This window comes from Xanthobacter sp. BG11Y11_SDJG (genome assembly GCF_057364445.1).
Map to the genome: position 1 here is coordinate 1 of NZ_JBNFNU010000019.1, position 24,567 is coordinate 24,567.

The 24,567-nt window shown below is 68.7% G+C and carries 25 protein-coding genes and 4 pseudogenes; 10 read left to right on the plus strand and 19 right to left on the minus strand.

The window, feature by feature from the left end:
- From AC2W7M_RS03775 to rfbG, 5 genes and pseudogenes are all read right to left on the minus strand, one after another.
- Positions 1-1,860 (minus strand): annotated as a pseudogene (locus AC2W7M_RS03775) (ribonuclease R family protein); the annotation flags it as partial.
- 250 nt (positions 1,861-2,110) lie between these two features.
- Complete coding sequence (rfbF, locus tag AC2W7M_RS03780) at positions 2,111-2,845, minus strand: glucose-1-phosphate cytidylyltransferase (protein WP_486130169.1); 735 nt, start codon at positions 2,843-2,845, stop codon at positions 2,111-2,113.
- Complete coding sequence (locus AC2W7M_RS03785; protein WP_486130171.1) at positions 2,736-4,640, minus strand: glycosyltransferase; 1,905 nt, start codon at positions 4,638-4,640, stop codon at positions 2,736-2,738. The genes rfbF and AC2W7M_RS03785 overlap by 110 nt, the downstream gene beginning before the upstream one ends.
- A pseudogene (locus AC2W7M_RS03790) lies at positions 4,636-4,968 on the minus strand (NAD-dependent epimerase/dehydratase family protein); the annotation flags it as partial. The gene AC2W7M_RS03785 and the pseudogene AC2W7M_RS03790, both read right to left, overlap by 5 nt.
- Positions 4,850-5,965, minus strand: a complete 1,116-nt coding sequence (rfbG, locus tag AC2W7M_RS03795) for a CDP-glucose 4,6-dehydratase (protein WP_486130173.1) — start codon at positions 5,963-5,965, stop codon at positions 4,850-4,852. The pseudogene AC2W7M_RS03790 and the gene rfbG, both read right to left, overlap by 119 nt.
- 174 nt (positions 5,966-6,139) lie before the next feature.
- Here rfbG and AC2W7M_RS03800 point away from each other — a divergent pair, with 174 nt between their 5' ends.
- Genes AC2W7M_RS03800 through AC2W7M_RS03810 form a run of 3 tightly spaced genes read left to right on the plus strand, consistent with a single transcriptional unit; the run spans position 6,140 to position 7,283 of the window.
- Complete coding sequence (locus AC2W7M_RS03800) at positions 6,140-6,859, plus strand: class I SAM-dependent methyltransferase (RefSeq protein ID WP_486130175.1); 720 nt, start codon at positions 6,140-6,142, stop codon at positions 6,857-6,859.
- Positions 6,856-7,122, plus strand: a complete 267-nt coding sequence (locus AC2W7M_RS03805; RefSeq protein WP_486130177.1) for a GtrA family protein — start codon at positions 6,856-6,858, stop codon at positions 7,120-7,122. Before AC2W7M_RS03800 ends, AC2W7M_RS03805 begins: the two co-directional genes overlap by 4 nt.
- A complete protein-coding gene (locus AC2W7M_RS03810) occupies positions 7,080-7,283 on the plus strand; it encodes a hypothetical protein (RefSeq protein WP_486130214.1) in 204 nt (67 codons plus the stop codon). The genes AC2W7M_RS03805 and AC2W7M_RS03810 overlap by 43 nt, the downstream gene beginning before the upstream one ends.
- A gap of 102 nt (positions 7,284-7,385) precedes the next feature.
- On the opposite strand, the gene katG is transcribed toward AC2W7M_RS03810, so the two are convergent.
- Positions 7,386-9,563, minus strand: coding sequence for a catalase/peroxidase HPI (gene katG / locus AC2W7M_RS03815; protein ID WP_486130179.1), 2,178 nt, complete (start codon positions 9,561-9,563; stop codon positions 7,386-7,388).
- A gap of 182 nt (positions 9,564-9,745) precedes the next feature.
- Here katG and AC2W7M_RS03820 point away from each other — a divergent pair, with 182 nt between their 5' ends.
- Together AC2W7M_RS03820 and AC2W7M_RS03825 are read left to right on the plus strand one after the other, a co-directional pair.
- On the plus strand, positions 9,746-10,663 hold the full coding sequence (locus tag AC2W7M_RS03820) for a hydrogen peroxide-inducible genes activator (RefSeq protein ID WP_486130180.1): 918 nt from the start codon (positions 9,746-9,748) through the stop codon (positions 10,661-10,663).
- 175 nt (positions 10,664-10,838) lie between these two features.
- Entirely contained in the window at positions 10,839-11,081 is a 243-nt protein-coding gene (locus tag AC2W7M_RS03825) for a hypothetical protein (protein WP_486130182.1), read from the plus strand.
- 17 nt (positions 11,082-11,098) lie between these two features.
- Here AC2W7M_RS03825 and rnk read toward each other — a convergent pair whose 3' ends face one another.
- The 7 genes and pseudogenes from rnk to AC2W7M_RS03860 form a co-directional block, all read right to left on the minus strand.
- Positions 11,099-11,518, minus strand: coding sequence for a nucleoside diphosphate kinase regulator (gene rnk, locus AC2W7M_RS03830; protein WP_486130184.1), 420 nt, complete (start codon positions 11,516-11,518; stop codon positions 11,099-11,101).
- A 298-nt stretch (positions 11,519-11,816) separates the two neighbouring features.
- Positions 11,817-13,289: a Do family serine endopeptidase gene (locus AC2W7M_RS03835; protein ID WP_486130186.1), complete on the minus strand. Its 1,473-nt coding sequence runs from the start codon at positions 13,287-13,289 to the stop codon at positions 11,817-11,819.
- Positions 13,290-13,451: 162 nt separating this feature from the next.
- Positions 13,452-13,646 carry a DUF2065 domain-containing protein gene (locus AC2W7M_RS03840; protein WP_486130188.1) on the minus strand — a complete coding sequence of 65 codons (195 nt, stop codon included), beginning with the start codon at positions 13,644-13,646 and terminating at the stop codon, positions 13,452-13,454.
- Positions 13,647-13,668: 22 nt separating this feature from the next.
- Positions 13,669-14,583: a protease modulator HflC gene (gene hflC / locus AC2W7M_RS03845; RefSeq protein ID WP_486130189.1), complete on the minus strand. Its 915-nt coding sequence runs from the start codon at positions 14,581-14,583 to the stop codon at positions 13,669-13,671.
- A pseudogene (gene hflK / locus AC2W7M_RS03850) lies at positions 14,580-15,708 on the minus strand (FtsH protease activity modulator HflK). The gene hflC and the pseudogene hflK overlap by 4 nt, the downstream one beginning before the upstream one ends.
- 207 nt (positions 15,709-15,915) lie before the next feature.
- Positions 15,916-16,194: a ribbon-helix-helix domain-containing protein gene (locus AC2W7M_RS03855; protein ID WP_486130190.1), complete on the minus strand. Its 279-nt coding sequence runs from the start codon at positions 16,192-16,194 to the stop codon at positions 15,916-15,918.
- A complete protein-coding gene (locus AC2W7M_RS03860) occupies positions 16,191-16,361 on the minus strand; it encodes a DUF4169 family protein (RefSeq protein WP_486130212.1) in 171 nt (56 codons plus the stop codon). Before AC2W7M_RS03860 ends, AC2W7M_RS03855 begins: the two co-directional genes overlap by 4 nt.
- Before the next feature lie 388 nt (positions 16,362-16,749).
- On the opposite strand from AC2W7M_RS03860, the gene fumC reads away from it, so the two are divergent.
- Both fumC and AC2W7M_RS03870 read left to right on the plus strand, forming a co-directional pair.
- On the plus strand, positions 16,750-18,138 hold the full coding sequence (gene fumC, locus AC2W7M_RS03865; protein WP_486130192.1) for a class II fumarate hydratase: 1,389 nt from the start codon (positions 16,750-16,752) through the stop codon (positions 18,136-18,138).
- Positions 18,139-18,206: 68 nt separating this feature from the next.
- Complete coding sequence (locus AC2W7M_RS03870) at positions 18,207-18,818, plus strand: ParB-like protein (RefSeq protein ID WP_486130194.1); 612 nt, start codon at positions 18,207-18,209, stop codon at positions 18,816-18,818.
- Positions 18,819-18,824: 6 nt separating this feature from the next.
- Here the strand turns inward: AC2W7M_RS03870 and AC2W7M_RS03875 are convergent, their stop codons facing one another.
- The 6 genes from AC2W7M_RS03875 to AC2W7M_RS03900 form a co-directional block, all read right to left on the minus strand.
- Positions 18,825-19,196 (minus strand): hypothetical protein, encoded by a 372-nt coding sequence (locus AC2W7M_RS03875; protein WP_486130196.1) that lies wholly within the window; start codon positions 19,194-19,196, stop codon positions 18,825-18,827.
- Positions 19,197-19,347: 151 nt separating this feature from the next.
- Positions 19,348-19,674 carry a hypothetical protein gene (locus AC2W7M_RS03880; protein ID WP_486130198.1) on the minus strand — a complete coding sequence of 109 codons (327 nt, stop codon included), beginning with the start codon at positions 19,672-19,674 and terminating at the stop codon, positions 19,348-19,350.
- Positions 19,671-19,973: a hypothetical protein gene (locus AC2W7M_RS03885; RefSeq protein WP_486130200.1), complete on the minus strand. Its 303-nt coding sequence runs from the start codon at positions 19,971-19,973 to the stop codon at positions 19,671-19,673. Before AC2W7M_RS03885 ends, AC2W7M_RS03880 begins: the two co-directional genes overlap by 4 nt.
- Positions 19,974-20,228: 255 nt before the next feature.
- Entirely contained in the window at positions 20,229-21,905 is a 1,677-nt protein-coding gene (locus AC2W7M_RS03890; protein WP_486130202.1) for a sodium:solute symporter family protein, read from the minus strand.
- The gene (locus AC2W7M_RS03895; protein WP_486130204.1) at positions 21,850-22,194 is read right to left on the minus strand and encodes a hypothetical protein; all 345 of its coding nucleotides are present in this window, start codon (positions 22,192-22,194) and stop codon (positions 21,850-21,852) included. The genes AC2W7M_RS03890 and AC2W7M_RS03895 overlap by 56 nt, the downstream gene beginning before the upstream one ends.
- 11 nt (positions 22,195-22,205) lie before the next feature.
- Positions 22,206-22,460 carry a DUF4212 domain-containing protein gene (locus AC2W7M_RS03900; protein ID WP_486130206.1) on the minus strand — a complete coding sequence of 85 codons (255 nt, stop codon included), beginning with the start codon at positions 22,458-22,460 and terminating at the stop codon, positions 22,206-22,208.
- A 339-nt stretch (positions 22,461-22,799) separates the two neighbouring features.
- On the opposite strand from AC2W7M_RS03900, the gene AC2W7M_RS03905 reads away from it, so the two are divergent.
- From AC2W7M_RS03905 to AC2W7M_RS03915, 3 genes and pseudogenes are all read left to right on the plus strand, one after another.
- Positions 22,800-23,363 (plus strand): hypothetical protein, encoded by a 564-nt coding sequence (locus AC2W7M_RS03905; RefSeq protein WP_486130208.1) that lies wholly within the window; start codon positions 22,800-22,802, stop codon positions 23,361-23,363.
- A gap of 9 nt (positions 23,364-23,372) precedes the next feature.
- Positions 23,373-23,876 (plus strand): annotated as a pseudogene (locus tag AC2W7M_RS03910) (3'-5' exonuclease); the annotation flags it as partial.
- 121 nt (positions 23,877-23,997) lie between these two features.
- Positions 23,998-24,567, plus strand: a 570-nt coding sequence (locus AC2W7M_RS03915; RefSeq protein ID WP_486130210.1) for a CBS domain-containing protein, incomplete at its 3' end; no start/stop codon positions are given.

Consider the following 24,567-nt stretch of genomic DNA (forward strand, 5'->3'; position numbering starts at 1 on the left):
GGCGCGCCGCTCGGTGACCGAGAGTGGCGGCCGCCACCTCGCCGAGGCCTCTCGGGCGTCGCCTCGTCCGGTAGCCCGTCGCCGCCCGAGCCCCAGGGCGCGTACCAAGGCGCGGTGGACGATCAGGTCGGCATAGCGCCGGATCGGCGAGGTGAAATGCGCGTAGCGGCGCAGGTTCAGGCCGAAATGGCCGTAATTTTCCGAGGCGTATTCCGCCTGCGACTGGCTGCGCAGGATCACCTGGTTCACCAGCGGCGCCACCTCCGTGCCCTCCACCTGGGCGAGGATGCGGTTGAACTGGGCCGGGCGCACCTGCTCGGTCTTCGGCAAGGCGATGTCGATGGTCTTCAGAAAGTCGCGCAGTGCCGAGACCTTCTCCAGCGACGGGGCGTCGTGGACGCGGTAGATCAGCGGCGTGCGCTTCTCCTCCAGCGTCTCGGCGGCGGCGACGTTGGCGAGGATCATGAACTCCTCGATCAGCCGGTGCGCGTCGAGCCGCTGCGGCACCACCACCTTGTCCACCGTGCCGTCGTCTTTCAGCAGGATCTTGCGCTCCGGCAGGTCGAGATCGAGCGGCTGGCGGTTGTCGCGCGCCGCCTTCACGCAGGCATAGGCGGCATAGAGCGGGCGCAGCACGCCGGCCACCAGCGGGTCGGTGACCGCGTCGGTGCGTCCCTCGACGGCGTCCTGCGCCTGGGCGTAAGCGAGCTTGGCCGCCGAGCGCATCATGATGCGGTGGAAGGTGTGGCCGCGCTTGCGCCCCTCCCGGCCGATGGTCATGCGCACGGCCAAAGCGGGACGGTCCTCGCCCACCCTGAGCGAGCACAGATCGTTGGAGATGCGCTCCGGCAGCATGGGCACGACCCGGTCGGGGAAATAGACCGAATTGCCGCGCAGCAGCGCCTCGCGGTCGAGCGGCGCGCCGGGCCGCACATAAGCGGCGACGTCGGCGATGGCCACCGTGACGATGAAGCCCCCCTCATTCTCCGGATCCTCATCGGCAACCGCATGGACCGCGTCGTCATGGTCCTTGGCGTCAGGCGGGTCGATGGTGACGAGCGGCAGATCGCGCCAGTCCTCGCGGCCGCGCAGGCTCGCTTTGGGCGCGGCCTCGGCCTCCTTCATCACCGCCTCTGGGAAGGCGTTGGGGATGCCGTGGGCGTGGATGGCGATGAGGCTCACCGCCTTCTCGGTGTTGAGCGAGCCGAGCCGTTCCTTCACCCGCGCGTGGGCAGGCCGAACACGCGGTTGCGCGTCAGCTCCACCGCCACCAGGTCGCCGTCCTGCGCCTCCTGCTCGGCGCCGGGCGGCACCTGCAATTCGCGGCCCAGCGCCTTCTTGTCGATGGGGACGATGCGCCCGCCGCCGTGCGCGGCGGCGCGGAAGATGCCGAGCTGCTGCCTGCGCGCCTTCTCCAGCACCTTGATGACGCGGCCCGTGGCCGGCGTCTCGGCGTCGCCGGGATCGGCAATGCGCAGCAGCACCCGATCGGACAGGCCGGCGGCGGCGCTGCGCGGCGCCCCGCCGGAGCGGGCGCCCGAAAGCCCTGCCGCTGGGGCTGGACGATGATGCGCGGCGCCTCGCCGTGGGCCTCCGCGTCCCACTCCACCGGGACGGCGATGAGTTCCCCGTCGCCGTCGCGGGCGACGATGTCCGCCAGCACCACGCCGGGCAGCGCGCCGGGCACGTGCAGCCGGCGGCGCTGGCGCTCCACCGTGCCCTCGTCGGCAGGTCGCGCAGCAGCGCCTTCAGTTCCACCTTCTGGTCGGCATTGAGGCCGAAGGCGCGGGCGATCTCGCGCTTGCCCACATTGCCGCCGTGGGAGGCGATGAAGGCCAGCACCTCCTTCTTTGAGGGCATCGCCCCCGTGGCGTGCGGCGCGACGACGAGCGCCTCGGCGCGCGCGCGCTCCGCCGCAGCCTCCTTGCGGCTGGCGCGGGTGCGCCCGGCACGGGACTTTTTCGGCACGGGCGGTCGACTTCGAGGAGCGGGTGGTGGGGCGCTTTGGCAAGGATCGGTTCCGTTTGGCGAACGCTAGCTTGAACCGGGACCGGGTGCCAGCCTTGCATATATGGGGACAGGCCGCCGGATCGCGCGCCCCACTTGCATCCTAACCTCCGGGAGGGCGGTTCCAGACGCACCAGGGCGCGGCGCCGCCGGCCCAGAGCGATTCGAGCTGCTGCTTGTCGCGCAGCGTGTCGCAGGCCTGCCAGAAGCCGGTGTGCTTGAAGGCAGAAAGCTGTCCGGTGTCGGCGAGGGTCTGCATGGGCGCCTGCTCCCAGACGCTGGCGTCGCCGTCGATGAGGTCGATGACCGAGGGCTCCAGCACGAAGAAGCCGCCATTGATCCACCCGATCTCGTCGCGCGGCTTCTCGGTGAAGGCGGTGACCGTGTCGCCGGTACCGTCGAACTGCAGCACGCCGAAGCGGCCGGGCGGCTGCACCGCGGTCACGGTCGCCTTGAGGCCCGAGGCCCGGTGATGGGCGATGAGGGCGGCAACATCCACGTCGGCGACGCCGTCGCCATAGGTGAGGCAGAAGGCCTCCTCGCCGATATGTTTGCGGACGCGGCGGATGCGCCCGCCGGTCATGGAATGGAGGCCGGTGTCCACGAGCGTGACCTTCCAGGGCTCGGCCACCGTCTCCAGCACCTTCACGGAGCCGTCGGAGAGGTCGACCGAAAGGTCCGAGGAATGCATGTAATAGTTGCAGAAATATTCCTTGATGACCTCAGCCTTATAGCCGAGGCAGATGACGAAATCGGTCACGCCGTGAAAGCTGTAGAGCTTCATGATGTGCCACAGCAGCGGCCGGCCGCCGATCTCGATCATCGGCTTGGGCTTCAACTGGGTTTCTTCCGCGAGGCGGGTGCCGAAGCCTCCGGCGAGGATGACGGCCTTCATCATGACCCCCGTTCTTGAGTGGAGCGCACCTCGTCCGCGCCGCGCGGGGGACATCGGCCGCGCCGTCAAAACGCTCCTGGACGATGGTGATCGGGCCGCCGCGCGTGTTGCGGAAGATGCGCCCGATATATTCGCCGAACACGCCGAGCAGCAGCGCGTTCACGCCCATCGACGTGAGAATGAAGATGTAGATGCTGGCGAAGCCGGTCGGGAAGGAGGGGTTGGTGTAGCGGGCGATGATGTAGAAGGGGATCGCCAGCACGCTGACCGCCAGCGCGATGACGCCGACCCACGTGGCGAGGCGCAGCGGCACCATGGAGGTGCTGAACAGCCCGTCCATGCCGAGCCTGATGACCTCGCGGATGCCGAAATTGCTCTTGCCCGCCTCGCGCTGGGCGCGGTCGTATTCGATGCCCACCTGCGGATATCCGAGCGTGGCGATGGCGCCGCGCAGATAGGGCGCGTAGTCGTTATACTCCTGGAGCGCCTCGACGATCACCCGGTCGATGAGCCGGAAATCGCCCGCATCGAGCGGGATCGGTTCCTCGGACAGGTTGCTGATGAAGGCGTAGCCGGCCTTGCGCACGCGCTGCATCAGGCGGCTCTCGTGGCGCTTGCGCCGCACGCCGTAGACCACCTTGTAGCCGCGCTCCCACCGCGCGAGGAACTCGGCCGCCATTTCCGGCGGGTCCTGGAGATCGGCGTCGAGCTGGATCAGCGCATCGCCGCGGGCGTTCAGGTAGTTGGTGAGGATCGACTTCTGGAAGCCGAAATTGCGCGACAGGCGGATGATGCGGATGCGCGGCTCGCGCGCCGCAGCGGCCTTCAGCCGGGCCACCGTGTCGTCTTCGGAACAGTTGTCGGTGAACAGGAACTCGAAGTCGTAGCGCTCCGCGAGCGAGGCCGCGGTACTTTGAAGACGGGAGATCAATCGCTCGATATTGGCAGATTCGTTGTAGACCGGGATGCAGAACGAAATCAGCTTGCGCGTGCCTCTGGCTCGGCTCCCGCTTTCGCCCGTGACGCGACTGGCGCTCACCGGATGCTGCATCTGCGCGATGGCGCGCGATAGGCCGGCGCGCAGGTCGTGGCGCGGCGTCCAGCCGGTGGCTGCGCGCAGCTTTGCGGTGTCGGCCACGAGGCGGTTGCCTTCGCCATCCCGCAGCCCGACGGCGCCGAATTCGAGCAGGTCCGGTTCCCCGCCGAGCAGTTCGGCCGCGATCTGCGCGAAGCCGCGCACGGTGGTGCCTGCCCCGGAGCCGAGATTGTAGAGGCCCGATGGCGCCCGCCCGTCCAGGAGCGCTTGCGCAAGGCGCACCAGCGCTTCGCCCACGTCCTGCTCGTAAAGCCAGTCCCGGACCTGGACCCCCGCCGACAGCTTCGCGCGGCCGCCCTCCCGGTGGGCACGCACGATGGTCGGCAGCAGCCGGTGACCGCGCTCGCTCTCGCCGTACATGCCGAACAGCCGCACATGGGCGCCGGCGACGCTGGCATCCGCGCACGCGGCGAGCGCGCGCCGGCCGCCTTCCGCCTTGGTGCGGGCGTAAGGTTCGGCATCGTTGTCGGCCGCGCCTTCGTCGAGCGCTTCCGCGTCCGAGGGCCTGTATTCCGAGCCGCTGCCGAGATTGACGAAGGCTCTGGCGCCGAGCTGCCCCGCAAGTTCCGCCAGGCGCTGGGCGAGAGCGACGTTCACCGCCGCCAGATGAGTCGGGCGCGCGGGTGCCGGGTCGCGCCGCACCGACGAGGTTGATCACCGCATCCACCTTGAGGCCCTGGGTGGCTGCCGCGAGGGCTTCGCCGCTCCAGTCATCCGGCAGCAGCATCGCCTGCGTGCCCGCCGGCGCGCGCCCGCGGCGCTGGAGTGACACCACCCGCCAGCCGGCATCCACGAAGGCGCGCGCCACCGCCGGCCCGAGCTGGCCGGAAGTGCCTGCGATCAGAACCGTCTCAGGCATGGGCCGCCCCGCCACTCTGCGCCGCGCCACTCTGCGCCGCGCCGCCGATGCGTTCGCCATAGGCGCGGATCTGGCCGAGGGTAACGGCGCGCGCCGCCGCCGGGTCGTCATAGTAAGCGCGATACCAGTCCGAAGTCGCGGCCAGGGTGTCGGCCAACGCCCAGGCCGGCTGCCAGCCGAGCGTGGACCGCGCCCTGGCACTGTCGAGCATCAGCAGCTTGGCCTCGTGCTGGATCGAGGGCACGACCTCCACCCGGAGCGACGACCAGTGCTGCGACATGCGCTTCAGCATCTCCTCCACGCTCACGCAGTCGGCGCGGTCGGGGCCGAAGTTCCAGGCGTCGGAAACGGCGGAATTGCCGCGGGTGATCTCCGCGAGCAGCATCAGATAGCCATGGCACAGGCACAGCACGTGCTGCCAGGGGCGCACCGCTTTCGGATTGCGGATCACCAGGGCCTCGTTCTTGGCGGCGGCGCGGGCGAAGTCGGGAACCAGCCGGTCCTCCGACCAGTCGCCGCCGCCGATGATGTTGCCGCCGCGCGCGCTGGCGATCAGCATGGCCTGGCCCCAGGAGGGCAGGGAGCTGCGATAGCTCTCGATGGCGATCTCCGCGCAGGCCTTGGAGGCGCTGTAGGGATCGTGGCCGCCGAGCCGGTCGCCCTCGCTGTAGGCGTAGTCGGTCTCGCGATTGGCGTAGACCTTGTCGGTGGTGATGCAGACCGCGCCCTTCACCTGAGCCTGGTGGCGGGCGGCGTCGAGCACATGCACGGTGCCCATGAGGTTCGCGGCGTAAGTCTCGATCGGCAGGCGGTAGGACCGGCGCACCAGCGGCTGGGCGGCGAGGTGCAGCACCAGGTCCGGCCGCACGCGCGCGAACACCGCCCGCACCGCCTCGGCGTCGCGGATGTCGGCGAAGGTGCTGGAGGTGCACGCGGCCGCGACGCCGGCAACCGCGAACAGGTTCGGCGTGGTCTCCGGCGGAAGGGACAGTCCATGCACCTCGGCGCCGATCTGCGCCAGCCACAGGCTGGCCCATCCGCCGGTGAAGCCCGAATGCCCGGTGACGAGGATGCGCGCGCCGCGCAGATCGCCCTCGAATGATCCCATCGGCGCCTCCCTTGATGGCTCAGCCTGTAAGCCCTAATTCTGCAATCGAGAAGAGGCCACCCGTGGATGACCGCGTGCGCGTGGGCATTACGCGGCCACCCGGCGCCATCCCGGTCCAGCGGCGCCGGTGTGGCCAGTGGCTCCGCGGTCGGGGGTCGACAGGGAGGGACAAGGGTGAACGGCCGCGCCAAATCAGAGACAGTCGCCGCGACCTTCGACGACGCGAGCACCGCTTATGCCTCGGAAATCAACGCCGCGATGTCCTTTTCGGGCCTGGACGTGGACCGTTTCGCCAAGGCCAAGGCTGAGCGCCTGATCGCGCTGGGCCGCGCGCGCCTGGGCGATCCGGCGACGCTGCGGGTGCTGGATCTCGGCTGTGGCATCGGCACCTTCGACCGCCACCTCGCGGGTGCCTTCGGCGCGCTGCACGGCCTCGATATCTCGGCCGACAGCATCGCCCATGCGCGCGCGGCGAACCCGTCCTGCACCTACGCGATCTATGATGGAGCGGTAGCGCCTTACGAAAGCGGGACGTTCGACCTCGTCTTCGCCGCTTGCGTCATTCACCATGTGCCGCCGGAGAACTGGGCCGCCTTCGCCGCGGAGATGCGCCGTATGCTTCGGCCAGGGGGCCTTGCGGTGGTGTTCGAGCACAACCCTTTCAATCCCTTGACCCGCCTCGTCGTTTCGCGCTGCGCATTCGATGCCGACGCGGTGCTGCTGTCCCCCCGCACGCTGCGCCGGCTAATGGTGGCAGCCGGATTCACACAGGTGGAGAGCAGGAGCATCTTCACGCTGCCCCCAATCTCGCCGCTGCTGGTTCGGGCCGACGGACTGTTCGCCGCGCTGCCGTTTGGCACCCAGCATGAACTTGTCGCCAAGGCCGAGGGATGAAGCGCATCGCCGAAGCGTGGACCAGCCCATCGCCGCTGTTCCGCGTGGCGCGATTCGTTCTCGTCGGGGCGGCAGCGAGCCTGACATATGTCGTGGTCGCCGCATTGCTGCACCGCGGGCTGGGATGCGGCAAATTCCAAGCCTCCGCCATCGCCTATCTGGTTGCGATCCCGGTCTCGTTCGTCGGGCACAAGCGACTGACGTTCAGGGACGATGGCCGGTGGCCGGCCAGGCGGTGCGGTTCGCGCTTCTGCAGGCGGTGAATCTGACGGTGGTGCTTCTCGCCGTCTACGTCACGGAGCCGCTCGGCGATATCGGCTACTGGATCGGACTGTTGCTCGGCGTGGTGCTGATGCCGGCCACCAGTTATCTGGCCATGCGTTTCCTGATCTTCATCGGCGCGGAGCGCGCCGCCGGATCGTGACCGCCAGGCCGTCAGCGTCGGACCGGTGCGGGATCCTCCCGGGCCGCACAGGGTCCGGGGGCAGGCACCCCCGGACGCGCGGCGCGGCCGGGGGGCAAGGGCTCACGCCGTCAGGTCGAACCGGTCGGCGTTCATCACCTTCGTCCAGGCGGCGACGAAGTCCTTGACGAACTTCTCCTTGTTGTCGTCCTGGGCATAGACCTCCGCATAGGCGCGCAGGATCGAGTTGGAGCCGAACACTAGGTCCACCCGGGTGGCGGTCCACTTCACCGCACCGCTCTTGCGGTCCCGCACCTCATAGAGGCCGCCGCCGACGCTCTTCCAGGAATTGGCCATGTCGGTGAGGTTCACGAAGAAGTCGGTGGTGAGCGCGCCTTCCCGGTCCGTGAACACGCCGTGCTTGGCGCCGCCGTAATTGGCGCCGAGCACGCGCAGGCCGCCGACCAGCAGCGTCATCTCGTTGGCGGTGAGGCCCATGAGCTGGGTGCGGTCGAGCAGCAGCTCCTCGGCGCTGACGGCGTAGTCCTTCTTCAGCCAGTTGCGGTAGCCGTCATGGATCGGCTCGAGCGGCGCGAACGAGTCCGCGTCGGTCTGGGCGTCGGTCGCATCGCCCCGGCCCGGCGCGAACGGCACGCTCACGTCGAAGCCCGCGGCCTTGGCCGCCTGCTCGACGCCCACATTACCGGCCAGCACGATCACGTCGGCGAGGCTCGCGCCGGTCTTGGCGGCGATCGGCTCCAGAACGCCGAGCACCTTGGCGAGGCGCTCCGGCTCGTTGCCCACCCAGTCCTTCTGCGGGCTGAGGCGGATGCGTGCGCCGTTGGCGCCGCCGCGCATGTCGGAGCCGCGGAAGGTGCGGGCGCTGTCCCAGGCGGTCGCCACCATCTCGGAGATGGTGAGGCCGCTATTGGCGATCGCCGCCTTCACGGCGACCACATCGTAGTCGGTGCGGCCAGCGGGCACCGGGTCCTGCCAGATCAGGTCTTCCTTCGGCACGTCCGGGCCGACATAGCGGACCTTGGGACCCATGTCGCGGTGGGTCAGCTTGAACCAGGCGCGGGCGAAGGTGTCCTGGAAATAGGCCGGGTCCGCCATGAACTTGCGGCAGATGGCGTTGTAGGCGGGGTCCACCTTCATCGCCATGTCGGCGTCGGTCATCATGGGATTGTGGCGCTTGGAGGGGTCGCTGGCGTCCAGCGGCTTGTCCTCCTCCTTGATGCTCACCGGCTCCCACTGCCAGGCGCCGGCCGGGCTCTTGCGCAGCTCCCAATCGTGGCCGAACAGCATGTCGAAGAAGCCCATGTCGAACTGCGTCGGATGGGTGGTCCAGGCGCCTTCCAGGCCCGACGTCACGGCGCGGCTGGCGAGGCCGTGCTGGTCGGGATTGGCCCAGCCGAAGCCCTGCTCGGTGATGTCGGCGCCCTCGGGCGAGGGGCCGAGCTTGGCGGCGTCGCCGTTGCCGTGGGTCTTGCCGACCGTGTGGCCGCCGGCGGTCAGCGCCGCGGTCTCCTCGTCGTTCATCGCCATGCGGGCGAAGGTCTCGCGCACCTGGGCGGCGGTCTTCATCGGGTCCGGCTTGCCGTTGACGCCTTCCGGATTGACGTAGATCAGGCCCATCTGCACGGCGGCGAGCGGGTTCTCCATGGTCTTGGGGTCGTTGACGTCGCCGTAGCGCGCGTCGGAGGGGGCGAGCCATTCCTTCTCGGCGCCCCAATAGGTGTCCTTTTCGGGGTGCCAGATGTCCGGACGGCCGAAGCCGAAGCCGAAGGTCTTCAGGCCCATGCTCTCATAGGCGATGGTGCCGGCGAGCGCGATCAGGTCGGCCCAGCTCACCTTGTTGCCGTACTTCTTCTTGATCGGCCACAGCAGGCGGCGGGCCTTGTCGAGGCTGGCATTGTCCGGCCAGGAATTGAGCGGGGCGAAGCGCTGGTTCCCGGTGCCGGCGCCGCCGCGGCCGTCGGCGATGCGGTAGGAGCCGGCGGCGTGCCAGGTCATGCGGATCATCAGGCCGCCATAGTGGCCCCAGTCCGCCGGCCACCACTCCTGGCTGTCGGTCATGAGCGCGACCATGTCCGCCTTGAGGGCGTCGAAGTCGAGCGTCTTCAAGGCCTCGCGATAGTCGAAGTCCTTCCCCATGGGGTCGGTCTTCGTGTCGTGCTGGTGCAGGATGTCCAGGTTCAGCGCGTTCGGCCACCAGTCCAGGTTGGACATGCGGATTTCCGTGTTCGCGCCGTGCATGACCGGGCATTTGCCCGCCGGCTTGGTGTCAATCTCGCCCATCGTGCTCTCCTGACCTTGATTCTTGCGTTTCCGGGCGCCGGCGGATGCGCTCGGCCGGAGGGGTTTCCCTCTCGGCGGCGCGATCCCTGGACTTGGCGCCCGCTCACGTCACGGCGCAGTTCTAGTCCAGAGTTCCGATAATGAAAATTTGCATTTTCTAATCGCTCCAATATGCTCAGCTTATGATTGGCATCTCCATGAAGCAGCTTCGCTATTTCGATGCGCTGGCGCAGCATGGGCATTTCGGCCGCGCCGCCGAGGCCTGTGCCATCTCCCAGCCGGCGCTCTCGCTGCAGATCAAGGAGCTGGAGGACATTCTCGGCGCGCCCCTGGTGGAGCGCGGCATGCGGCAGATCCGCCTCACCAGCCTCGGCGAGGAGTTCGCGCTGCGGGTGCGCGGCATCCTGCGGGCGGTGGACGAATTGGACGATCTGGCGCGCTCCTCCCACGCGCCTCTGGCGGGGCGGCTGCGCATCGGCGTCATCCCCACCGTCGCGCCCTATCTCCTGCCGCGCGTCATCAAGCGGCTGACCGAGTGCTTTCCGGGCCTTGATCTGCGCCCGCGCGAGGCGGTGACGCAGCGCCTGGTGGAGGACCTGGTGGAAGGCCGGCTCGACACCGCCATCGTCGCGCTGCCCGTGTCCGAGCCCGCACTGGCGGAATACCCCCTGTTCAACGAGGACTTCGTCCTGGTTCGGCCGCTCGAGGACACCGACGCCCCGGTGCCGAACCCGGAGATGCTGCGCGAGATGCGGCTGCTCCTTCTGGAGGAGGGGCACTGCTTCCGCGCCCAGGCGCTGTCCTACTGCAAGTTGGGGTCGCGCGTGCCGCGCGACCTCATGGAGGGCAGTTCGCTCACCACCCTGGTGCAGATGGTGGGCGCAGGCATCGGCGTCACGCTCATCCCCGAGATGGCGGTCCAGATCGAGGCCCGCTCGGCCGATGTCTGCGTGGCGCGGCTCGACCCCAGGCCCTCGCGGACCATCGGCATGGTGTGGCGCCGGACCAACCCGCTGGCGGGCCAATTCGAGCAGATCGGCGGGATCGTCCGTGAGGCCGCGCGGACGCAGGGCGCGGGCGTACGCGTGCCGGCGGTCTGAGGGCATGGCGCCGGCGATCGGGCTGCGGCAGGACTGCCCAGATCACCCAAAGGTAGTTCGGATGTCGCTCTAAACCATTGATGAAAATGTGAGAAATCGGTTCTCGCGCATTGCGGTCTGGCCCTCATGCGCACTAGAATCGCCGTGGCCTTGGGGCCTTCCGGAGAACACGCACATGAAGTCGCTCGCCCTCGCTGTTGCGCTCGTCGTCCTCGCCGCCGCGGGCGCCCATGCCGACACCTGCACCGCCTCGGCGGATGCCAAGAAGCTCGCCGGCGCGGCGCGCACGAGCTTCCTGACCAAGTGCCAGAAGGACGCCCAGGCGGCCTGCGACACGCAGGCCGCCGACAAGAAGCTCGCCGGCGCCGCCAAGACCAGCTTCACCACCAAGTGCGTGAAGGACGCCGTCGGCGAATAGGCGCCGCGTCCTGAGCGCTACGGGCGGGCGCCTTCAGGGGCGGGCGGTTGGACCGCCACCACCGTCAGCTCCTGGCGGCGGCCGTCGCGGGCGGTCCAGGCGATAGACTGCCCCTCCGAAAGCCCGATCAGCGCCGTGCCGATGGGCGTGAGCACCGAGATGCGCCCGGCCGCGATGTCCGCGTCCTGGGGATAGACCAGCGTGACGGTGCGTTCGCTGCCTGCCGCGCTGTAGGTCACCGTGGAGCCCATGCGGACGGCGGAAGCCGGCACGCGGGCGGCGGCGACGAGCCGTGCCCGCTCCAGTTCGCCGAGCAGTTCCTCGGCCACGTCGGGAAAGCGGTCCAGGGCGGCGCTGGCCAGCCCTGTGAGGCGGTCATGATCCTCGCGCCCGAGCACGAGGGCGGGCCGGCGGCCCGATCCGGTCGATCTTGTCATGGTCGTCTCGAAAGCTGCGCGCACGGCCGGGCGATGCCCGCGCCTCAGTGCGCTGGAAAATCACGGGTGAACTGCGCGGGAGGTCTGGCCGCACACGCGGCGGCAGAGCGAAGCAACCCCGGCACCCGGGGCGCAGAGGCCGGGCGCGGGGTCAGTGTCCTGCGATGGGGCAGGGGCGGCGGTGGCGCGCGACGAAGGTCATGGCGGTATGCAACCCGCTGGGTGACGCTAAGTCAAGAGCGCCGGCCAGCGCGCCCCTTGTCCGGCTCCGCCATAGGCGGCGCGATGGCGCGCCGCCTCAGTTCAGCGGCAGGGTGACGAACTGCTGCTGGCCTTCGCCGTCGGAGACCAGAAGCAGGGCGGCCTTCTTTCCCTGCTTGCGCAGCTCGGCGAGCTGCTTCTCCACGTCCGCTGGGCTGGGGGTCGCTTCCTGGCCCACCTGGACGATGACCTGGCCGGCCTTCAGGCCCTTGTCCTCCGCCGGGGTGCCGCGATCGACGTTGGTGATGACCGCGCCGGTGATCTCGGTCTTGATGCGGTAGCGTCGGCGCAGGTCCTCGGACATGGGCGAGAGGTCCATGCCAAGCGCGCGCTTCGGCTGCACCTTCTGCGCCTCGGAGGTCTTGGGCTGGTCGGTGTCCGGCTTGTCCTCCTCCGGCATGCGGGCGACCTTGAGGCGCAGCGTCTCCTCCTTGCCGTTGCGGATCACCACCACGTCCACCTCGCGGTCGACCATGGTGTCGGCCACCACGCGGGTGAGGTCGCGCACCTCCTTCACGTCCCGGCCGTCGAAGGTGACGATCACGTCGCCGGCCTTGAGGCCGGCGCGCGCCGCCGGGCTGTTCTCGGTGACGACGCCCACCAGCGCACCGCGCGCCTTGCCGATGCCGAGGCTCTCGGCGAGGTCGTCGGTGACCGACTGGATGCGCACGCCGATCCAGCCGCGCCGCACCTCCTTGAACTGCTCCAACTGGGCGATGATGGGCTGGGCGGTGTTGGACGGGACCGAGAAGCCGATGCCGATCGAGCCGCCGGACGGGGAGATGATGGCGGTATTTACCCCCACCACCTCGCCCTCCATGTTGAACAGCGGGCCGCCGGAATTGCCGCGGTTGATGGCGGCGTCGGTCTGGATGAAGTTGTCGTAGGGGCCGGAATTGATGTCGCGGTTGCGGGCCGAGACCACGCCCACCGTGAGCGTGCCGCCGAGCCCGAACGGATTGCCGATCGCCATCACCCAGTCGCCCACGCGCAGCACGTCGGAATTGCCGAACTTCACGGCGGTGAGCGGCTTTGCCGGGGCGACCTTGAGCAGCGCCAGGTCGGTCTTGGGATCGCGCCCGATCAGCTCCGCCTTCAGCTTGGTGCCGTCGTTGAAGTTGGCGTAGATCTCGTCGGCGTCGGCGATCACGTGGTTGTTGGTGACGATCAGGCCGCCGGGCGTGATGACGAAGCCCGAGCCGAGCGAGGAGACGCGGCGCGAGCGGTTCTGGTCGTCGTCGCCCTGACGGCGCTTGAAGAATTCGTCGAAGAAGTCCTCGAACGGCGACCCCGGCGGCAGCTGCGGCACCTGGACGCTGCGCTGGCCGGAGACGGTCTGGGCGGTGGAGATGTTCACCACCGCGTCCATCACCCGGGCGGCGACGTCGGCGACGGAGTCAGGCCCCTTTCCGGGTGCGGCCAGCGCCCCGTGGCCCGGCGGCAATGCGATGAGCGCGGCAAGCGCGAGGACAATGGCGAGCGGGCGGCGGCGGACGGATAAAGCGGGCATGGCTCTCCTCGAAGGCGTCGCATCGGAGGCTGCGCCCGAAGCCCTGCGGGAGCAAGGCCAAAGCGTCCCCTCAGCGCAAACAGGCGCGTGAGAACACGGCATTTCCAGGGTCGGAGAGCTTTGAGGCCAAAGCGCGACCGTCGGCGGAGGCGCCGATCACGATCACACCAGATGGACCCGCGCCAGATAGACGATGAGCACGCCCAGTGCGCCCACCGCGAGGCCGGTGAGCCGCATGGGACCTTCGGGGGCGGCCAGCACCGCCTCCATGGCCCGGCGCCAGGCGCCGGGAAAAGCCGCGAGGACGAGCCCCTCGAAGGCGAGCACGAGGCCAAGGGCGGCAAGGAAATCCGTCATGCCGCCCCCGGATGCCTCGTGGTCAGTTCGCCGGCGCAGGGCGGGCCGGCGGCGGTGCCGGCGAGGCGACGCCCGCCGGATCCCTGAAGTAGCGGAAGAAGGACGAGTCCGGGCTCACCAGCATCCGCGTGTCTCCCGTCTTCATGCTCGCCTCGTAGGCCTGCATGGAGCGGTAGAAGGCGAAGAAGTCCGGATCGCGGCTGAAGGCGTCGGCGAAGATGCGGTTGCGCTCCGCATCGCCCTCGCCGCGCAGCTGCTCGCCCTTGGAAGTGGCCTCGGCGACGACGATGGTCGCCTCGCGCTCGGCCCGGGCGCGGGTGCGCTGCGCCGCCTCGTTGCCCTGGGCGCGGATTTCGGCCGCCTCCCTCTGGCGCTCGGTCTGCATGCGCTGGAACACCGCCTGGCTGTTCGCCTCCGGCAGGTCGGCGCGGCGGATGCGCACGTCCACCACGTCGATGCCGAAGTTGCGGGCCTCGCGGTTCACCTGCTCGCCGATCTGGCGCATCAGGTTCTCGCGTTCGTCGCGCACCACGGTGGTGAAGCTGTTCTCGCCGAGCACCCGGCGCAGCGACGAGTTGAGCACCGTCGACAGGCGCGAATTGGCGCCCTGCACCGTGCCCACCGACTGGTAGAAGCGCAGCGGGTTGACGATGCGGTAGCGCGCGAACGCGTCCACCACCAGGCGCTTCTGGTCGGAGGCGATCACTTCCTGCGAGGGGTTCTCGAGGTCCAGGATGCGGTTGTCGAGATAGACCACGCTGTCGATGAACGGCACCTTCCAGTGCAGGCCGGGCCGGGTGATGGGCTCGAGCGGCTCGCCGAGCCGCAGCACCAGCGCCTGCTGGGTCTGGTAGACGATGAAGGCCGACGAATAGATGGTGAGGAGGACGACGACGCCGAGGACGGCGAGCACCCCTCCGATGACGGGGTTTCTCATCGCGTGCCTCCCTGCGGCTGGGTGCCCTGGGCGGGCGGGCGTCGGAACGTGTCGGCAAGGGGCAATACGGGCACCACGCCCTGGCCCTGCGACGAGGTCGCGCCGGGATCGACGAACACCTTGTCGACGCCGCCGAGCACGCGTTCCATGGTCTCGAGATACATGCGCTCGCGGGTCACGTCCTTCGCCTTCTGGTACTCGTCGAACACCTTGAGGAAGCGCGCCGCCTGGCCGCGGGCTTCCACCACGGTGCGCTCGCGATAGGCCTGGGCGGCGTTGTCGATGCGCGAGGCCTCGCCGCGCGCCTCGGGCAGCACCCGGTTGGCGTAGGTCTGGGCCTCGTTCTGTGCGCGCTCGGCGTCGGCGCGCGCCGCCTGCACGTCGCGGAAGGCATCGATGACCTGGCTCGGCGGATCGACCTTCTGCATCTGCACCTGCGTGATCTGGACGCCGGCCTTGTAGCTGTCGAGGGTGCGCTGCATCAGGTCCTGCACGCCGGTCTCGATGCCCTGGCGGGCGCCGGTGAGGATGGGCTGGATGTTGGTGCGGCCGATCACCTCGCGCATGGCGCTCTCGGCCACGGCCTTGATGGTGCCCTCGGGGTTCTGGACGTTGAACAGATACTGTTCGGCATTGGCGATGCGCCAGAACACCGAGAAGTCCACGTCGACGATGTTCTCGTCGCCGGTCAGCATCAGGCTCTCTTCGGGCACGTCGCGCATCACGGCGGTGCCGCGCCGCGCGTCCTCGCCCATGCGCATGCCGACCGAGATGGTGTTGATGGTGGTGACCTTGGGGGTGAGCACGCTCTCGATGGGGTAGGGCCAGTGATAGTTCAGGCCCGGCTGGGTCGTGTAGACATACTTGCCGAAGCGCAGCACCACGCCCTGCTCGTCCGGCTGCACCCGGTAGAAGCCGGAAAGCAGCCAGCCGCCCACCACCAGTGCCAGAATGAGGATGATGCCCTTGCCGCCCAGCGAGCCCGGCAGCATGGTCCGCAGGCGGTCCTGGCTGCGGCGGATGAGGTCTTCAATGTCCGGCGGCGTCGGTCCCGATGACGACGCCCCGAGCCCAGGGCGCGCGGCCGCTACCCCAAGGGCCGCCACTCTGATTCTTCCACGACATCCGTCGTCTCCCGTCGGCGGAGCAGCCGAACGGCGCCCGCGTCACTGCGTATCCTGCCCCCGCGCCGCCACCGAGCGACAAAGCCAAGGCCATCCGGGGGCATCCCCCCGGCGCGTCGGCCACGCCGGTCGGTTATAAGAAAGCGTACGCCAGCTTTCAACGCGGCGTCCGCCTTGGCAGGGTTATCAGATAAGGGCGCCGTCTCAGTTACGCAACGGAAGTGGGAGTCGCACCGGTGCGATCCGCAGCGCCGTGCCCGTGCGCGCCGCTGGCCACCCCTCGATAATGATCGAGCACGAACAGCCGGATGGCGGAGGACAGGTTGCCCTGGGTGCGGGACGAATCGATGGATGCGACAAGATCGGACAAGGTCAGGCGGCGGCTGGTGGCGATCTCCTTGAGCGCCTCCCAGAACGCATCCTCCAGGCTGACGCTGGTCTTGTGGCCGGCAATCACGATGGATCTTTTAACCACGGGGCTTTTCATTGTTCGTCCCTCTCGGTCAAGGCATGTCCGTCAAGAAAATTCTGCGCCCGCTCAGAGGCGTCGCGTGATGCGTCACGTTCCGCCTTGGTCCGGCCAACCGGATCCGTTCTCCTCGGCGGCCGCCTTTTCCCTCTTCCGGGCGCGCGCTTTGCGCTCCCGATGCAGATTGACGAGAGTGCCCAAACTGAACCTCGAAACCTGCGGTCCGCCCCTCCCCCGAAAGGTCGACCGCCAGACTACGCTACGGATGAAGGCCGGCTTTAGACCAATCCATTCCTCCACTCACAGCTTATAGCGCAGCCCGTTGAAAGATATGGTCAAAATCTTTGCCTTAGACCATCTCCCGCTACCTCTGGAAAAGATTTTTAGAGCGGAATCTGCCAAAGATTCACTTGCCATACGGCCGCGATTGCGTCGCGGCGTCGCGCCATGGCGCAACGCACCCGGTGGTCCGGTGCGCGTGAAGGCGTTCGTGCGTCGACCGCGATTTGCGCTATGAGAAGGCCCGCGCGCGCCCGATCGCGCAGCAGGATGTAATTGAAGAAGGGCTATTGCATGACAACCCGCACCGAGACCGACACGTTCGGTCCCATCGAGGTGGCCTCCGATCGCTATTGGGGGGCTCAGGCGCAGCGCTCGCTCGGCAATTTCAAGATCGGCTGGGAGAAGCAGCCGCTGCCGGTGGTGCGGGCCCTGGGCATCGTCAAGCGTGCCGCTGCGGAAGTGAACCGCGACCTCGGGCGGCTCGATCCCAAGATCGCCGACACCATCGTCGCGGCCGCCCAGGAGGTGATGGACGGCAAGCTCGACGCCCACTTCCCGCTCGCGGTGTGGCAGACCGGATCGGGCACCCAGTCCAACATGAACGCCAACGAGGTGATCTCGAACCGCGCCATCGAGATGCTGGGCGGGGTGATGGGCTCCAAGAAGCCGGTGCATCCCAACGACCACGTCAATATGAGCCAGTCGTCCAACGACACCTATCCCACCGCCATGCACATCGCCTGCGCGGAGGAGATCGTGCACCGCCTGCTGCCGGCGCTGCGGCATCTGCACGCCGCGCTGGACGCCAAGGCGAAGGCGTGGGCGCACATCATCAAGATCGGCCGGACCCACACCCAGGACGCCACGCCGCTGACGCTGGGTCAGGAATTCTCCGGCTATGCCCAGCAGGTGGAGAACGGCATCGCGCGCATCGAAATGACGCTGCCGGGCCTGATGGAGCTGGCCCAGGGCGGCACGGCGGTCGGCACCGGGCTCAATGCCCCGGTGGGCTTCGCCGAGCAGGTGGCCGCGAAGATCGCCGCCATCACCGGCCTCGCCTTCACCACCGCGCCCAACAAGTTCGAGGCGCTCGCGGCCCACGATGCCATGGTGTTCTCGCACGGCGCCATCAACACGCTGGCGGCGTCGCTGTTCAAGATCGCCAACGACATCCGCCTGCTCGGCTCGGGCCCGCGCTCGGGCCTCGGCGAACTGTCGCTGCCGGAGAACGAGCCCGGCTCCTCCATCATGCCGGGCAAGGTGAACCCCACCCAGTGCGAAGCGCTGACCCAGGTCTGCGTGCAGATCTTCGGCAACAATGCCGCCCTCTCCTTCGCCGGCAGCCAGGGCCATTTCGAGCTGAACGTCTACAATCCGGTGATGGCCTACAATTTCCTCCAGTCGGTGCGGCTGATGGCCGACGCGGCGGTGAGCTTCACCGACAATTGCGTGGTCGGCATCGAGCCGCGCGAGGACAACATCAAGGCGGCGCTGGAGCGCTCCCTGATGCTCGTCACCGCGCTCGCTCCGAAGATCGGCTACGACAACGCCGCCAAGATCGCCAAGACCGCCCACAAGAACGGCACCACGCTGCGCGAGGAGGCGGTGGGCGGCGGCTATGTGACGAACGAGGAGTTCGACGCGGTCGTGCGCCCGGAGAAGATGATCTCGCCCGGCTGACCGGAGGCGGGCGACCATGACGGGCGGCGCCGGGGCGCCGTCCGCACCGACATGAGGGGAGGGGGCGTGTGGCAGACGAGGACGGCAGGACCGGGCGCATCGCGATCGCCGCCCTTCATCCCACCCAGCTCACCCTCGGCCTGTCGGAAGTGAAGCGCCGCGGCCGGCAGATGGCGGACCTCTCCAAGGGCGACCTCAAGGCGCTGCTCAAGGACCGCCCCGTGCCGCACGTGGTCGGCCCGGGCGGCCGGCTGTACATGGTGGACCACCACCATCTGTGCCGCGCGCTGCTGCGCATCGACCATGACTGGGTCTATCTGGGGACGCGGCTCGCCGACTGGTCGTCGCTGGAACCCGGTGCCTTCTGGAGGAAGATGGAGGCGGCGCAGTATTGCTGGCCCATCGACATGGAGGGCAACCGCCGGCCCTGCGTGAAGATCCCCGATGGCGTCGAGGCGCTGACCGACAATCCCTGGCGTACGCTCGCCCGCGGCGTGCGCGGCAAGGCCTATTCCAACGAGGACACGCCGTTTCAGGAATTCATGTGGGGCAACTATTTCCGCTCCTTCATGACGACGCGGCTGCTGGAGACGGACATCGACCTTGCCGAGAAAATCGCCATCAAGCTGGCGCGCCTCGACGAGGCGCAGGACCTGCCGGGCTATCTCGGCACGGCCTGAGCCGCCTCAGAGCACGCTGGCGAAGTCGAGCAGCAGCGAGCCGGTGAGAAGGACGGCGGCACAGCCGGCGGTATGGCGCGCAAAGGCGAGATAGGCCTCCCGGAGCGCGCGGCCCACCACGCGGCGGGCGGCCGGCTCCTGCGGCCGCGCCGACTTTTCCAGATAGAGCCAGACCTCGGTGCGGCGGTGGTCGCGCGTCTCGGCGCTGTGGGCGCGCTCCAGCAACACCGCGCACAGGATCAAAGTGGCGATGCCGCCGAAGCGGAAGGATTGGCCGGGCTCGTAGCTGAGCCCGATCATCATGCAGATGACGGCGAGGAAGCTGAAGCCGCACCCACGCGCGACCGATTCGTATGCCAGGCGCCTGATCTCGTCCATCTGCCGCTCCGTGGGACCGATCCCATCGCCAAGCATGAGCCGTGCCAGCCTGCGCGAGACCGAAGGTCGCGGATGCGGGCCGCTCCCAAGGGAGCGGGACGATTTCGGCGTTTCCGCGGCGCGCCGGGGCGCCGCGGCTAAGCGGCACGAATCAGAAGCCCACCTCGAAGAAGCGCGTCACCGCCGGGATCGACAGCACGGCGGTGCCGGCGAGCCAAATCCAGAGCGAGACCTCGGTGGTGGTCTTGGCGCCGGAGAACCGCTCGTAGAGCGCGGCCGGAACGCCGGCCAGCATGATGGTGCCGGTGGAGACCAGCAGCGAGGTGACGAAGAACAGCACCGCCACGCTCTGCGCGAAGAACGCCGGCAGGAAGGGCGCCACCAGGATCGCCGCCGGCAGGACGAAGGGCGAGAAGATGCCGTTCACCGCGGCGATGGCGAGGATGGCGAAGATGTAGGGCTGGACCGGCGCGCTCATGAGGCGCCTCCGCCGGCCACGGGCAGCGCGCCCGACAGAGTGAAGGCGGCGAGCAGCGCCACGCGCAGGATCAAAAGCCAGATGAAGGCGAAGGCCCCCGCCACCAGCGTCGGCGCGATCTGCGGCGTCACGAGGCGCACCGCGCCGATCACGGGGTCGGTGAGGCGCACGAAGGCACGGTAGATGTAGTTGGTGGAATTGGGGGCGAAGATCAGCGACAGCAGCAGCCGGCCGACCAAAGTGTACATGAGCGCCGCGAGCGCGAAGTTGGGCAGGTGATAGGCCCAGCTGGCCGACATCGGGTCAGGTCTCCGTCATGGCGCGGGGTGTGCGCCGTCCGTGCCGGCGGCACCGGGCGGCCGGTGGAGGGTGCCTCAGCGGCACCGGCGGTGGAAGGGGAAATCGCGCTGCAGGCGAACGCGCCCCGGCAGGGTGGCATCACCCGTGCCGCAAGGACGGCGCCGAGGGGGCATCAAGAGAGGGCACCAAGAGAAGGGCCAAGAGAAAGGGCGAGGCCGCGCGGCCCCGCCCTTCCGTTGCGTGGAGGACCACCGTCAGGCGGTCTTTTCCTGCATCATCACCCCGCCGCGCGGGCGGCGGATCTCTTCCACCATCTCCTGCATCTGCCGCGACGGGGCAGGGGTCAGCAGGCTGACGATGATCATCACGCCAAATCCCACCGGCATGCCGAAGATCGCCGAGGAGATGTTGTTGATGTTGAACCAGCCCACCTTGGAGGCGAGCACGGTGTTGGCCGTCGCCGGGTCGGCGAGGGCCTTCGCCACGTCGACGATCGGCGCGCCGGTGATCGGGTTCAGCAGCGACGTCATGCCGAAGCTGGTGGCCCCGAGTTCCGGATAGTAGCGCGACACCACGAGGTAGAAGAGCGTGATGCCGAAGCCGGCGATCATGCCCGCCACCGCGCCGTAGGCGTTGGCACGCTTCCACCACACGCCCAGCACCAGGGCTGGGAAGTTGCCCGCCGCCGCCAGCGAGAAGGCCCAGGACACCATGGCGAGGATGTCGGCGGGCTTGGTCGAGGCGGTGAACGCGGCGAGCACCGCCACGATCAGCAGCAGCACGCGGGCCACCACGAGCCGGCGCTGGGTCGGCGCGTTCGGGTCGATCATCTTGTAGTAGATGTCGTGGCTGAGCGCGTTGGCGATGGCCAGCAGCAGGCCGTCGGCGGTGGAGAGCGCCGCGGCGAGGCCGCCGGCCGCCACCAGGCCCGCGATCACGTACGGAAGGCCGGCGATCTCGGGGGTCGAGATCACGATGGTGTCCGTGTTGATGGCGAGGTCCTGGAGCCGGAGCAGGCCGCCCTGGTTGGCGATGTTGCCGCAGGCGGTGATGATCGCCTGCACGTCCACCGCATTGGCGCCGCACACCTTCACGAGCTCGAGCTTGCCGTAGGTGAAGATCCAGTTCGGCAGGTTCGCGAGCGGCTGGCCGATGACGTTCTGATACACCTCCAGCTTCGAGAACGCCGCATAGGCCGGCGCCGTGAAGTAGAGGAGGAAGATGAACAGCAGCGACCACGCCACCGAGTTGCGGGCCTCACGCACCGAGGGGGTGGTGAAGTAGCGCATCAGCACGTGGGGGAGGGAGGCGGTGCCCACCATGAGGCACAGGATGAGCGCGAAGAAGTTGAGGGGGCTGTAGCTCGTGAACGGGGCCACATGCTCCTTCATGGTGGCGGGGGCGAGCCCGCTCGCGCGCATGGACTGCTCCAGATTGCCGATCTCCTGCAGCGCCATGCCGTAGGTGAGCTGCGGGAGGGGCAGGCCGAACTTCTGCGCCGAGAGGATCACCACCGGCGTCAGATAGGCGACGATCAGCACGATGTACTGCGCCACCTGGGTCCAGGTCACCGCGCGCATGCCGCCGAGCATGGAGCACACGAGGATGCCCGCGAGGCCCACATACACCGCCACCTCGAAGCTCATGCCGAGGAAGCGCGAGGCGATGATGCCGGTGCCGTAGATCTGCGCCACCACATAGGTGAAGGAGCAGCACAGGAGCACGACGATGGCGAGGAACCGGGCGAGGTTGCCGCCGAACCGGGCCGACATGAAGTCGGGCACGGTATAGGCGCCGAACTTGCGCAGGAAGGGCGCCACCAGGATCGCCACCAGCACGTAGCCGCCGGTCCAGCCGAGCACGAAGGCGAGGCCGTCATAGCCGAGCAGATAGAGCGAGCCGGCCATGCCGATGAACGACGCCGCCGACATCCAGTCCGCGCCCCGTCGCCATGCCGTTGTAGATGGCAGGAACGCGCCGGCCGGCGACGTAATATTCCGACACCTGCATGGTGCGGGACATGATGCCGATGAGCGCATACACCGCGAGGGTGAAGAACACGAACAGATAGCCGATGATCCGGTTGGGAACACCCATCTGCTCGAGGATGGCCAGCAGGATCACGAAGGCGAGGAAGCCGCCGGTGTAGATCCCGTAGACCTTGCCGAGATTGGATACGAAATCGCCGCCCTTGGCGGCCGAGCTGGATTCTGCAGACATGCCCGCCTCCCTCACTCGTCTTCAGCGACGCCGCACTCGCGGTCGATCTTGTCCTGGGCCTTGGCGAACCAGAACAGCATCACCACGAACGCGATGAGCGAACCCTGGGCTGCCATGTAGAAGCCCAGCGGGAAGCCGAAGATCACGATCTTGTTGAGGGACGTGACGAAGAAGTTGATGAAGAAGGAGAAGAAGAACCACAGCCCGAGCATCGTGAACATCAACGTGCGCGTGCGTGGCCAATAAGAGTCGTCAGGCGTTTGCATGACTGCCAGCCTCCCTTGGAGTGCGTTTCACGCGGGTCCGGGGACCCGATCCCTGAGGGCGACGCAAACCCGCGATACGGCTGACTGACGGGCGGCGTTTCCTCGTGCCGATCCGTAGCAATTCTATTCTTTCGGATCAGGCGGAAGCCTATCACCCTAGGGAATGCAGCCACATTCGACCTTCGTCGTAGAGGCGGTATTTTTTTCCTCGCATGGCGGGCTGACCTTGCTGCGATGCGCAATGACAACGCCTCTGCCGCTACGTTACAGTGACCTATGCTTGCCCAGGCCCTCTCCTTTCTGCGCGGTCCCGCCCCGATCACCGATCGCGCCGGGCTCGTGGACTTCATCGAAAGCCGTGCCGCCTTCGTGGTGCAGAAGTCCATCATGGATTATTCCCGCGCCCGCTCCGGCCCGTTCTTCACCTCGCTGCTCAAGGAAGAGCCGTTCCGCCAGGCGGTCGCCTGGTCGCGCTGGACGCTCTATCCCACCGGCCTCGCTTTGGTGGGCGAGATGGTCGACGCGTTCGCGCGCTCCGGCGGCGCCGCGCCGGTGGCGAGCGCCGAAGGGGTGGCCCGCCTCGCCGCCGCCGCCATGGATGTCCACGCCGCGGACCAGGAGATCGGCACCGAGGCCTGGGCTGCCGCCCGCGCCGAGCTGATCGACACGCTGGAGCGCCTGTCCGGCCGTCCGCCGAAGCCGGTGAAGGACATGCCGCTCGCTTATTGGGAGCATGTGTTCGCAAACATGCCGATCCACGAGAACCGGCGCGAGGGCGATTCGGAAGTGGTGCGCAATCACCTGCGCTCCAACCTCTGCGCCATGTATGCCGAGCTGGAGAAGCGCATCACGCCCGAGCGCCTCGCGGCGCTGGTCACGGCGCCTGCGGCAGCCGGGGGATAGGCGGACATCATGGCCGAGGTGCTGGACGCAACTCCGCTCGTCGGCCTCGACTGGCTCGCGCTCGACACCGAGACCACCGGCCTCGATCCCAAGACCGCGCGCGTGCTGGAGATCGGCGTCCTGCCGGGCCGCGGGGTGCAGGGCGATGCGGCGGCGGCCTTTCGATCCGGGTCGATCCGGCGTGCCGATCCCGGAAGCCGCGACCCGCGTGCACGGCATCGACGCCGCAGCCCTCGCCGGCGCGGCGATTTCGCGCAGGCCTGGGCGGTGGTGGCGCCGCTGGTGGCCGGACGGGTGCTGATCGGCCATACGCTCGGCTACGATCTCGCCATCCTGGCGCGCGAATGCGCTGCCGCCGGCATCGCCTTCAAGGCGCCGCGCCGGCTCGACGTGCGCCTGCTGGCGCAGCTGGTGCGGCCAGACCTCGCCAATTTCTCGCTGGATGCACTCGCCGCCTTCCTGGAGGTGGAGCCGGGCGCGCGCCATGCCGCCTTGGGTGATGCGCAGACCGCCGCCCGCGTGTTCGGCGCCCTGGTGCCGCATCTGCGCGAAGGCGGCATCCGCACCCTGGCCGAGGCGGAGGCGGCCTGCCGCCAGCTCACCGAGGTGCTCGACGCGCACTATCGCGCCGGCTATGCCGACCCCACCGTGCCGCTCGCCGAGGCGCGGGGCGGACCGGGCGCTGGCGCGCATCGACACCAGCCTCTACCGCCACCGCGCGGGCGACCTCATGAGCCCGCCGCTGGTGGTACCGGCGGCGCTGCCGCTCGGCGAGGCCATGGCCGAGATGGTGCGCCGCCAGGTGGGCTCGCTGTTCGTGCGCCTGAAAGGCGGGGAGGGGCCATTGCCACTCGCCGACGCGGGCATCTTCACCGAGCGCGACGCGCTGCGCGCCGTGGCGGGGGCGGGCGGCGAGAGCCTCACGCGGCCGGTGGGCGACTTCGCCTCGTATCCGCTGGAGGCGGTGCCGCACGACGCCTTCCTCTACCGCGCCGCCGGGCGCATGCAGCGCCTGAAGTCGCGCCATCTGGCGGTGACCGGGCGCGACGGCATCGTCTGCGGCGCGCTCTCGGTGCGCGACCTCCTGCGCTCGCGCGCGTCCGATACCTTCTCGCTCGACGACGGGCTCCTGCAGGGGGCGGACGCTGGCGAGCTGGCGCGCGCCTGGGCGCGGCTACCGGCCGTGGCGCGCGCGCTCACTGCG